The organism is Novipirellula sp. (assembly GCF_041583735.1).
In the GTDB taxonomy this organism is placed as follows: Bacteria; Planctomycetota; Planctomycetia; order Pirellulales; family Pirellulaceae; genus Novipirellula.
The window spans coordinates 1-10328 of record NZ_JBFHFD010000283.1 but is presented as its reverse complement, the minus strand read 5'-3'; the positions used below and the strand labels follow the sequence as shown (position 1 = coordinate 10328).

Below are 10328 nucleotides of genomic sequence, written 5' to 3'. Positions count from 1 at the left end.
GGATCGATCGATACACTACGCGGCTCGACAAAACGCCCTTACGCTTGAATTCACTTGAGAGTGCATAAATGTACGCTATCGTTGTAGATGGTGGCCGCCAATACCGCGTCGAACCTGGCATGGAAGTTGACATCGACTTCCGCGATCTTTCCCAAGGTTCCGAAATTACCTTCGAAAAAGTCCTCGCGGTTAGCGCTGACGACGGTTTGAAGCTTGGTTCGCCCACTTTGGATGGTGCCTCGGTTACCGCATCGGTAATTGGCCCTAAGAAAGACAAAAAGATCTATATCCAGAAGTTTCGCCGACGCAAGCACAGCAAGCGTCGTACGGGACATCGCCAAATTCACACGCGTGTCAAGATTGAAAAGATCGCTGTCTAAGGACGTTTGAGCGAAAATCGACGTGCCTTCTCCGCAAATCACCGATTACGTGCTTGGGACCATTTTGGGTGTCGGCACCGTCGGTACGATTTATGAGGCGACGGAAAAAGAGACCGGCGCGCGGGTTGCAATCAAAAAATTGCACCCCGGTGTTAGCCGTGACAAGCTAATCCGAGCTCGCTTTCGCCGTGAAGTCACGATTCTGGAACGATTGCGTCACCCCAACATCATCGCCTCGTTTGGTGGAGGCGAAGCCGACGATGGTCAGCTCTATTACATCATGGAGCTGGTGGAAGGGGGGACGGTCGGCGAATTGCTCGAGACGCGAGGACGACTTGTTTGGCAGGTGGTTGTTGATATCGCTCGGCAAATCTGTTCGGCGCTGCAGTGCGCTCACAATCACGGGGTTATTCACCGCGATTTGAAGCCCGGCAATCTCTTTCTGACCAAGTCAGCGGTCGTCAAATTGGGCGATTTTGGAATCGCCCGCGATTTGCACGACAACGATATCACGACTACTGGTTTGACCGTCGGCACTCACGCCTACATGTCACCTGAGCAGATCACCGGGGACGCGATGATTTCGGGGAAAACCGATCTGTACGCGCTGGGGTGCTGTCTGTTTGAGATGTTGACGGGGCGGAAGCCGTTTTTGGGCGAGAATTTTGCTCAATTATTCGAGCAGCATCTGCGTTCCAAGCCGCCGCGAGTTCGCGATCTGCTTCCCGAATGCCCCCCCGAGCTCGATGAGATCATTGACCAATTGCTGCAGAAATTGCCCGATGATCGACCCTTCAATGCTCGCTCGGTCCAAGGCGTGATGCTGCAGCTGGGCGAAAAGTACGATTTGCACGCGGAGCGGCTTCCCGATGCGTTAGGCGGGGATGTGGCGGCAGAATCGGTCACTGAAAAGGGACGCCAAATCCTCGAGCAGCAAATCAGTGACCGGCTGAACCGAGCCACCAATCCCGAGGTCAGTTGGGGGCGGTTGGTATTGGTAGCGGCCGTGATCGGCGGCATGGTAATTGCCGCAATCGTATTTGCACCGTAACGCAATCTCGGTCGATGCCGCGTGAATCTCTCGGATGCGTGGTAACACAACTCGAGTCGCTTTTGTATAAAGCACGTCGATGACCTTTCTATCAAACGCAGGAACCCCTACCAATGTCCCACCTGATGAATGCAACAAAATCCTTTTTACAGTTTGGCGGGTTGGCTCTCGTCTCTCTTTCACTAATGACGAGTTCGACGATGGCACAAGACGACGCCGCTAAAACAGAAGATGCGCCGCGAAAATACGAAAAACAGGCTGACGAGATCGGCTATTTCTTGGGCGTTTCGCTCGGCCAGCAAATGAGCAACCAAGGCTTCCAAGCCGAAGACATGAATTTCGAAACGCTGATCGCGGGTCTGAAAGACGGATTGGCCAGCAACGAGCCTGCCATGGGCGATGATCAATTGCGTGAAGTCCAGGGTAAGATGGAAACGATGCTTCGCAAACGCCAAGAAGAAGCGATGCTGCGAAACAAAGAAAAGGGCAAGCTATGGCTTGAGCAGAACGCCAAGAAAGAAGGTGTGAAAACGCTTGAAGGTGGCGTTCAGTATTCGGTGATCAAAGAAGGCAAAGGGGCTTCGCCCACCGCATCGGACAAGGTCAAAGTTCACTACACCGGCAAACTGATCGACGGCACGGTCTTTGACAGCTCGGTCGCGCGGGGAACCCCCGCGGAATTCATGGTCGGCCAAGTCATCCAAGGCTGGCAGATGGCGCTTCAGCAAATGAAGGTTGGATCGAAGTGGATGCTTTACATCCCTTCGGAACTGGCCTACGGCGAGCGCGGCAGCCAGGGGGCGATTGGCCCCAATGAAGTGCTCGTCTTTGAAGTCGAGTTGCTCGACATTCTGTAGTCGTAAGCAGCCCTCACGCGTGAAAGCCGAGTCAAGCGACTCGGCTTTTTTCGTAGCATAGGCCTCTTCGTAGTGGATCTTTAGCAAGATCCACTACGCTAGGTTATTTGCTTCGCATCCTGGGCTTCTCAGACCGTTCCCCTCGACGCAGGCACGGGGCTAAAGAGGTGCTTACTTGGCTGCGTCGAAGCGGTAGATGCACTCGCCGCGGACGCTGTTGGTCAGGTAATAGACCTCGCCCGCTGCATCTTGCCCGAACGCCAGCACCGGGATGCTGTCGGGAAGGACTTGATCGTTGCGGGTCGCTTTGCCCGTTTCCGGATCGTACGACAATGCCCATACGCTGCCGGTGACGTAGTCGGCGTAGATGTACTTGCCCTTTAGATCCGCACTGCGATCGCTGCGATAAACACGGCCACCCGTGATCGATTTGCCAATCTCGTGATCGTATTCCCATACCGGCTCGATCGGCTCACTGACGCTTTCGGGCACCGCTTGGTTGCCAAACGGATGCGTGCCTTCGCGGCTGCTCCAGCCATAGTTTCCGCCTTTAGTGATCACGTCGACTTCTTCCCACAATTCTTGCCCAACATCGCCAGCCCACAGGCGACCCGAGGCAGGGTCAAAGGCAATTCGCCATGGATTGCGAAGTCCATAGGCGTAAATTTCTGGCAGGGCACCCGCGTGGTTCACGAACGGGTTGTCTGTGGGGATCGCATAGTTTTTGCCATCGCCCGCGTTGTCGACATCGATCCGTAGGATCTTGCCGAGAATCTTGCCGAGGTCTTGGCCGGCGGAGTATGGATCGTTGCGAAGTCCGCCGTCACCGAGTCCGATATACAAATAGCCATCAGGACCAAATTCGATGCTGCCACCATTGTGGTTTTGGAACGGTTGGTCGATCTCCATCAACACCACTTCGGATTTGGGGTCAGCTTGATGGGGATTGTCCTTGGACATCGTGAAGCAAGATATGATCGACTTTTTCGCATCCGCCAACGAGTAGTAGACATAGAACTTTTGGTTCGTTTTGAACTCGGGGTGCATCGCGAGTCCCAGCAGCCCTTGTTCGTTTGCGCCTCGTTTTTGCCAGTCGTAAACCTTGTCTCGCAAATCCAGTACGAGTTGGGATTCAGTGACGTCTGGCTTGTTTTCGAACGTCCAGACCATGCCGCGTTGCGAGATGGTGTAAAGCCGCTCTGGAATGTCTTTGGCGTAGGTTAATTCGATCAAACGCAACGGGCGGACTTGGCCGGCATCATCGACGGCTTCCCATTGATCCCACTGCAGATTTGGGAACGCCAAGACGCTCTTCATGCCAAGTTTTCCGTCGATCGGTTGCTTGACAGGTTGGCCATCTGTGAGTCGGCGGACCTTGATATTTCGGTACGCCACCACGTCGCCGTGATCTTGCAGGCAGAGATGCCCTTTGCCCGCTTCGCCGAAGCCCTCCCACTTGGCGAACTTGCTTGCGGCCACACGGTCTTTCCAGGTCTTGTCGCCGAGTTTGAAGTTGTAGTAACGCACGCCGTTCATACAGACGCTGCACTGATCCTTAGCGATACGCAAGTACAGTTCATTCCATTGGCCGGCCGGGCGGGTGGCGTCAATCGGAGTTTCTTCGCCTGGAGCGTTGCCGGGTTTGTAGAGCTGGTACAGCCAACCCGCCTTTTGCGGATCGTGCCCGTCCTTGTTGTCTTGGATCTGAATTTCGGGACCGGTGTAGTACGGGCGTCCATCGCCTTCGACGACATGGAACATCAGCCCGCTGTTGCCCTCTTTGCTGATCTTGTATTGCAACGAAAGCTCGAATGTGTCGAATTTTTCCTGGGTGATCAAGTCTCCAGCACCCTTGCTGTGACGGATCAACGCTCCGTCTTCGACTTTCCAGCCATCCGAAACGCCATCGCGTTTGTAGTTTCGCCATCCGTCGGTGCTCGATCCATCAAACAGCAGTTCCCATCCGCTGCGTTTCTCGGACTCGGTCAATTGATTGGCATTGTCGGTGGGGTTGGAATCCAAGGCGTTCGCAGGTCGCGAGCCGAAGGGGAGCCATGCCAGGCAAAGGCTGGCGATTGTGAGGCTAAGCCGCTTTTTCATCTTGATACTTGGGGTGAAGGGAATGGAAAGAGGTACTGGTAAAGGTGTCAGGCAAGGGGGGGCAGGCCACGGATGGATGCGGGGCCAAGGCTCGGATGCGAAATACGCAAGCGAGGGTGACTGGCGAACGAGAACGCGGATGAACCGTGGTAATGCGGATGAACCGTAGCCGGGGCGTCAATCGGTGTCCCTTTGAGGAGGTTTTTGACACTCAAGGAGGTTTCACAGTATCGTTCGCCAAGGCAGCGACGACAACATGTCGAGGGTTCACTGCGTTGAATTCTTTGGTTTCGGTCCCCCCTTTTCCGTGATGCGAGTCGGGGCTGGCACGCGGGTTTGGGCTCCGGCATGTCGTTTGCATTCGGGATTGGAAGGTAAACATTGGAAGGTAAACTAGGAGTGCCACCTCGCTGCATAGGGCATGTCGCTGCGATGGTGCCGATTGTCTCGATTTATCATAGCAAGCGATTTGCGGGGGATTTAGACTGGGGTTTTCCGGTCCTCTGCACACATTTGCTGCTTTGCGTGTTAAACTAATCCGCCCGGATGGATATAAGAAACTTATCGTTCCTACCGCGAATTTATGAAAACGACTCAGCAAGTCTACGACTTTCTCGCACCTGCATCGCAACCGGATGATCTGGGGATGCTCGGTTCGTATCGAGTGATTAGTGAGCTGGGTAAGGGGGGGATGGGGTACGTTTTCCGCGCCGAGGACACGCGTCTGAAACGTACCGTCGCCTTGAAGGTGATGAACAAAAAGATCGCGGCGACCCCCAACAGCCGGGCTCGATTTATTGAAGAAGCTCGTGCGATGGCGGCGGTCCATCACGACAATGTCGTGGTGATCTTTGAAGTTGGCGAGCGCAACGGCACCCCGTTTATGGCAATGGAATTGCTCAAAGGGCAGACGCTCGAAGCGCTGAACTTGCGCAAGACGCAGCTGGGGTTCGAAAAGATACTCGACTTTGCCAAGCAGATCACTCGCGGGCTAGCCGCCGCCCACGCCAAGCAAATTGTCCATCGCGATATCAAGCCCGCGAATATTTGGATCGAAGAGGGAAACGATCGCATCAAGATTCTCGATTTCGGTCTGGCACTCGCACAGACTCCGGTGGATCGGCTTGCAGGTACCGGGTCGGTGATCGGCACACCGGGGTACTTGTCGCCCGAACAGGCGCGGACGGATCCCTTGGACGATCGAAGCGATCTGTACAGTCTCGGTGTGGTCTTGTACGAGTTGTGTACCGGACGATTGCCGCTTGCGTCTTCGTCGGTTTCGGGGCAATTGGTCGCGATTTTGTCGCATAAACCTAAGTCCATCCGCGAACTGAACCCCGAGATCCCCGCACCGCTTGCGGACTTGGTCCATCGCTTGTTGGCGAAAGAGGCGCGTGAGCGGCCCGCGTCGGCAAGCCTGTTGCTCGAAGAATTGCAGCGTGTCGAGATCGAGTGTCATGCCAAATCCGAAGTGGCGCAAGCGATCAATAAATTACAGCTTGGCTTGAGCGAAGTCGTCAGCAAGAAACAGAACGACGATATCTTTGGTGATAGTTCGATCGAAGTGGTCAGCGAGGAGGTTCCCGATCCGTTTGCCTTTCCCGCCATGCCTGCGACTCCGGCGGCGATGCCAAGTCCTTTGGCTGCTCCGGCACCAATGGCGACTCAAGGTCCGCGGAGTGCCGCAGCAACGCGGCCCGCTGCGAAAAAGGAGTCTGCAAAAAACACCATTGACTGGAAACTGGTTGGTCCGTTCATTGCCATCGCCGTCTTGGCATTGCTGTTGATCGTCGTGGCGATCTATGCGTTCGTTGGTAGCGGATCGAGTGCCCCATCACCGGTTGCCCAGTCTGCCGTGCCAGCGGCGTCCGCGGCAGCAAAGCCCAACAACGTCAAGCCCGCAGTCCAACAAGTCGACTCGCCGCCTACGAAAAAAGGGGCGACTGCGAAAAAAGAGACATCTGCAGACAAGCCCAACAAGAAAGCGGGCGGCGGCAACCGGAACGGCAATAACCAAAACAAGGCAAAGCAATCGTCGGCCAAGCCGCCCGCGAAGGCCGAAGTTGCGGCGCCGCCGTCGACGCCGGCGGTCACGAAGCCAAGCTCTCCCAAGCAGGAGACCATGCGTGAGAAGCTGGCGGATGTTCCACCTGATTCGGCTTCAATGAAAAATGTGGTGCCGGCGGCGGCAGCTGTTCCCGAACCCAAACCGTCCTCGATTCCGGTCAACGCGATCACCATCAGTTCTGCTGATGGCAACGGAGCCGATTCGTCAGTCCGTCGTGGTGCGGGGGGCGGCGATCCGATGGGGACCAACCCCGGCGTTGCGGTGCAGGCGCGAAACGGCGCCGAGCTGGAACATGCCTACATGCGATTTGATCTCGCGAAGGTCGGAAAGGATCGAAGTAAGATTCAGGATGCAAAATTGGTGTTGACGCTACCCAGCGACGAGTGGCCTTCCGATGCAACGTTGCGTTTATATGGTGTTGATACGCCGGCGGCCGAGCGATGGCAAGAATCGGGGCGGTTTGCGTTGACATGGGGGAACTCGTATTCCAAGCGAGGATTGGACTCGCTGCCTGTGTTAGGCGAAGCAAAATTGACCGCCAAGGACAACCGCAATGATCGCCTTGTGTCGATCGGAGGCGAAGTGCTGACCGAGTTTTTGCGGAGTGCGAAAAGTCGCTCCGTGACACTGATTCTCGCAGGTGGTCAAGCGGATAATAGCCTGTTAGCGTTTTCGAGCCGCGAACGCGATCCAGCCGAAGCGCCAAAATTGGTCGTCGAGTTGCCCACCCCCTAGTGGCAGCACCCTCGTGCGTGTTGTCGGCATTCGTGTAGACTCTGGCGATTCACTCGCCCGCTAGCCACGATGTTTTGACAGCCCTGGTTGGATTGAACTCGGGGGGATGTCGCGTCGCAAGTGGATGTAGAGCTGTGCTCGATTGTCGCTCGGACGCGGTTGCACCCCAACGCGAGCCGCGGGTTTCAGCGGCCGCAACGCGAGTCGCATTCGGGGGCCGCCCCCCCAAATCGTCGACTTTGAAATTCAAAATTAGGTAACTCCGATTCATGCCAAACCAACTGAAACCCTCTGTCTGCATTGACGCCGTTTTCGAGAATGTTCCGATGGGGGACGCGGTGAAATCCGTGGCCGATGCGGGAATCAAGGCCTTTGAGTTCTGGTGTTGGTGGGAGAAAGATCTCGATGAATTGATCCAACACCGCGACGCCAATGGCATGTCGATTTCGGCCTGTTGCACCAAGTTTATTTCGTTGGTCGATCCCGAAAAACGCAGCGAGTATTTGGCCGGGCTCGAAGAATCGATCGCGGCCGCCAAACAGCTCAATTGTCCCGTTTTGATTTCACAGGTCGGCGACTTTCGCCCCGGCGTGTCGCGTCAAGAACAACACCAATCGCTGATCGATGGATTAAAGGCGGCCGCCCCGATGCTCGAAGCGTCTGGCGTCACGCTCGTGATCGAGCCGCTGAACGAATTGGTTGATCATGCTGGGTATTATCTTGTTCGCAGCGACGAAGCGTTTGAAATTATCGATGCCGTCAACAGTCCGCGTGTGAAAGTGGTGTTTGACATCTATCACCAACAGATCAGTGAGGGACACGTCATCCACAATCTGATGCAGCATGTCGACAAGATCGGGCATTTTCATGCCGCGGGAAACCCAGGACGTCATGAGTTGACGGTGGGCGAATTGAATTACGAGCAAATTTTTGCCGCGATTCAATCAAGCGAGTACGACGGTTACGTGGGGCTTGAGTATTGGCCCAAGCACGATCCAAACGAAGGGTTGCGTGAGGTCGCTCGTTGGTTCACCGCGGTATCCTAAAGCGTGACCGATTGATGCGTTCGTATCGCCAAAGCCTGTATCGTCACAAACAGCATCGCTGCAAACTTATTGAATCCATTCAAGGGGCAATTGTAAGCCTCTGTAAAACCAAGAGACTTCATTGAGCGACTTGAAAAACGATTTGTCAGATTCGGATGACTCTGGATCGCCGCTGCCGCATCAGAAACGCAAGGCGGCGATCGCCTTTATCCTGCTGACGCTGTTTATCGATATTCTTGGCATCGGAATCGTGATTCCTGTTTTGCCCGAGTTGATCCAAGAATTGATCGGAGCGGAAGAGTCCGGCGCTAGCTTCTATGTCGGGGTGATCGGCGCGATGTATGCGTTGATGCAGTTTCTCTTTGCGCCGATTCTTGGGGCGCTGTCGGATCGCTTTGGTCGGCGTCCGATATTGTTGGTGTCGTTGTTTGGGCTTGGGATCGATTTTCTGATTCAAGGTTTTGCACCCAATATTTGGTGGTTGTTCGTAGGCCGTTTGCTCGCCGGAGTGATGGGCGCTAGCATCACGACTGCCAACGCCTACATCGCCGACATCTCGACCGACGCCAATCGTGCTCGTAACTTTGGCTTGGTCGGAATGATGTTCGGACTCGGGTTTACGATCGGGCCGGCACTCGGAGGATTGCTCGGCAGTTACAATTTGCGCTGGCCGTTTTTCTTGGCAGCAGCACTGGCGCTGGTGAATTGGTTGTATGGCTATTTCGTTTTGCCTGAGTCGCTTCCCAAGGAACGACGCAGTGAATTTTTATTGTCCCATGGCAATCCATTTCGCACGTTGAACCATTTGAAGGTTTACCCCTTTGTGGTCGGATTGACGGTCGTTTTTCTTTGCAAGTCGCTTGCTCAACGCGGTTTGGAAAATGTGTGGGTGCTGTACACGGGATATCAGTTCGATTGGGACGCGGCGGCCAATGGCAAAGCACTGGGCTTGGTCGGCATTACCGCGATTGTCGTTCAGGGTGGTTTGGTTCGTCCTTTCATCAAGCGTTATGGCGAACGCAATGCAGTGCTGTTCGGGACGCTGATTTCGGCGGTATCGTTTGCGGGGTACGGATTGGCCAATCAAGCGTGGATGATGCCCTGTTTGATCATTTTCGGTTCGCTCGGTGGTTTGGCGGGCCCGGCGATTCAAAGTTTGATTTCGGGAACGGTAAGCGATTCGGATCAAGGCAAAGTGCAAGGCGCGCTGACATCGTTAGTCAGTTTGACAAACGTGATCGCCCCGATCTTTTTCACCGCAGGCTTGTTCAATTATTTCACCGGTGATTCCGCGCCCGTTGAGATTCCGGGGGCTCCGTTTTTAGCCGGCGCGGTGTTGATTACCATTTCGCTGGTCGTGGCAATCCAGGTTTTTTACCGTTTTCCGAAAGCCGAAACGGTGATAACGGAGTCGAATTACGACGCAACTTGATTTGTTGCTCGACTTTGCCCGCTGGATCGCTTTATACTTGACGCTTCACGGGGGATGGGCGGCAGGTCGCTCGTGGACTCTTTTCCTCTTCGGATTTGTCGCAGTTACGGGGGTGACACGTGCGCGCGACAGGTCCGGTTTGCGGAAGCATTGTTGGTGCTTTCTCTAGACGCTTCATGTTTTCGCGGTCTCGCAGCGGGTTCACGCTCGTCGAACTGCTTGTCGTGATCGCGATCATCGGTGTGTTGGTTGCACTGTTGTTGCCAGCGGTGCAATCCGCCCGCGAAGCAGCAAGGCGAATGAGTTGTTCCAATAATTTGCGTCAGATCGGATTGGCGTCGCACAATTATCATTCCCTCTATCAGCAATTGCCACGAAAGAGTCAACCGAGTCCTCGCAGCCATACCTGGGCCGCATCGTTGTTACCCTTTGTCGAGCAGACGGCCCTTTTCGAAAGTTATGACTTTGGCGTCAATTGGAACGACGTGCGCAATAAAGATGCGATTGCCACTCATGTCGAAACCTATTTATGTCCCTCTGCTCCTGACAACCACCAGCCCGATCGACTTAGTTCAGGGATGAGCACGGCGACAACTGATTATGTTCCTCATGGAGAAGTGACTAAAAACATTGTTGATGCAGGTTATGTCAAACCACGC

General features: G+C 54.8%; 8 protein-coding genes. 7 read left to right on the top strand and 1 reads right to left on the bottom strand.

Annotated features, from left to right (window positions below):
- Positions 1–68: 68 nt before the first annotated feature.
- The 3 genes from rplU (at position 69) to ABX962_RS19690 (ending at position 2288) form a co-directional block, all read left to right on the top strand.
- Positions 69–380: a 50S ribosomal protein L21 gene (gene rplU, locus ABX962_RS19700; protein WP_008706265.1), complete on the top strand. Its 312-nt coding sequence runs from the start codon at positions 69–71 to the stop codon at positions 378–380.
- A 22-nt stretch (positions 381–402) separates the two neighbouring features.
- Complete coding sequence (locus tag ABX962_RS19695; RefSeq protein ID WP_372721738.1) at positions 403–1431, top strand: serine/threonine protein kinase; 1029 nt, start codon at positions 403–405, stop codon at positions 1429–1431.
- A 200-nt stretch (positions 1432–1631) separates the two neighbouring features.
- Positions 1632–2288 carry an FKBP-type peptidyl-prolyl cis-trans isomerase gene (locus ABX962_RS19690; RefSeq protein WP_372721737.1) on the top strand — a complete coding sequence of 219 codons (657 nt, stop codon included), beginning with the start codon at positions 1632–1634 and terminating at the stop codon, positions 2286–2288.
- A gap of 171 nt (positions 2289–2459) precedes the next feature.
- On the opposite strand, the gene ABX962_RS19685 is transcribed toward ABX962_RS19690, so the two are convergent.
- Complete coding sequence (locus tag ABX962_RS19685; RefSeq protein WP_372721736.1) at positions 2460–4388, bottom strand: family 16 glycoside hydrolase; 1929 nt, start codon at positions 4386–4388, stop codon at positions 2460–2462.
- Positions 4389–4971: 583 nt separating this feature from the next.
- On the opposite strand from ABX962_RS19685, the gene ABX962_RS19680 reads away from it, so the two are divergent.
- From ABX962_RS19680 to ABX962_RS19665, 4 genes are all read left to right on the top strand, one after another.
- A complete protein-coding gene (locus ABX962_RS19680) occupies positions 4972–7191 on the top strand; it encodes a protein kinase (RefSeq protein WP_372721735.1) in 2220 nt (739 codons plus the stop codon).
- Positions 7192–7460: 269 nt separating this feature from the next.
- Positions 7461–8237, top strand: a complete 777-nt coding sequence (locus ABX962_RS19675) for a hydroxypyruvate isomerase family protein (protein ID WP_372721734.1) — start codon at positions 7461–7463, stop codon at positions 8235–8237.
- A 121-nt stretch (positions 8238–8358) separates the two neighbouring features.
- Entirely contained in the window at positions 8359–9669 is a 1311-nt protein-coding gene (locus tag ABX962_RS19670) for a TCR/Tet family MFS transporter (protein WP_372721733.1), read from the top strand.
- Between the two features lie 176 nt (positions 9670–9845).
- Positions 9846–10328: DUF1559 domain-containing protein (locus ABX962_RS19665; protein ID WP_372721732.1), on the top strand; the 483-nt coding region annotated here is incomplete at its 3' end.

What these genes read in the sequence shown, in the direction of transcription:
- rplU (WP_008706265.1), top strand. Translation starts at nt 69, where the DNA reads ATGTACGCTATCGTTGTAGATGGTGGCCGCCAATACCGCGTCGAACCT.
- ABX962_RS19690 (WP_372721737.1), top strand. Translation starts at nt 1,632, where the DNA reads ATGGCACAAGACGACGCCGCTAAAACAGAAGATGCGCCGCGAAAATAC.
- ABX962_RS19685 (WP_372721736.1), bottom strand. Translation starts at nt 4,388, where the DNA reads ATGAAAAAGCGGCTTAGCCTCACAATCGCCAGCCTTTGCCTGGCATGG.
- ABX962_RS19680 (WP_372721735.1), top strand. Translation starts at nt 4,972, where the DNA reads ATGAAAACGACTCAGCAAGTCTACGACTTTCTCGCACCTGCATCGCAA.
- ABX962_RS19675 (WP_372721734.1), top strand. Translation starts at nt 7,461, where the DNA reads ATGCCAAACCAACTGAAACCCTCTGTCTGCATTGACGCCGTTTTCGAG.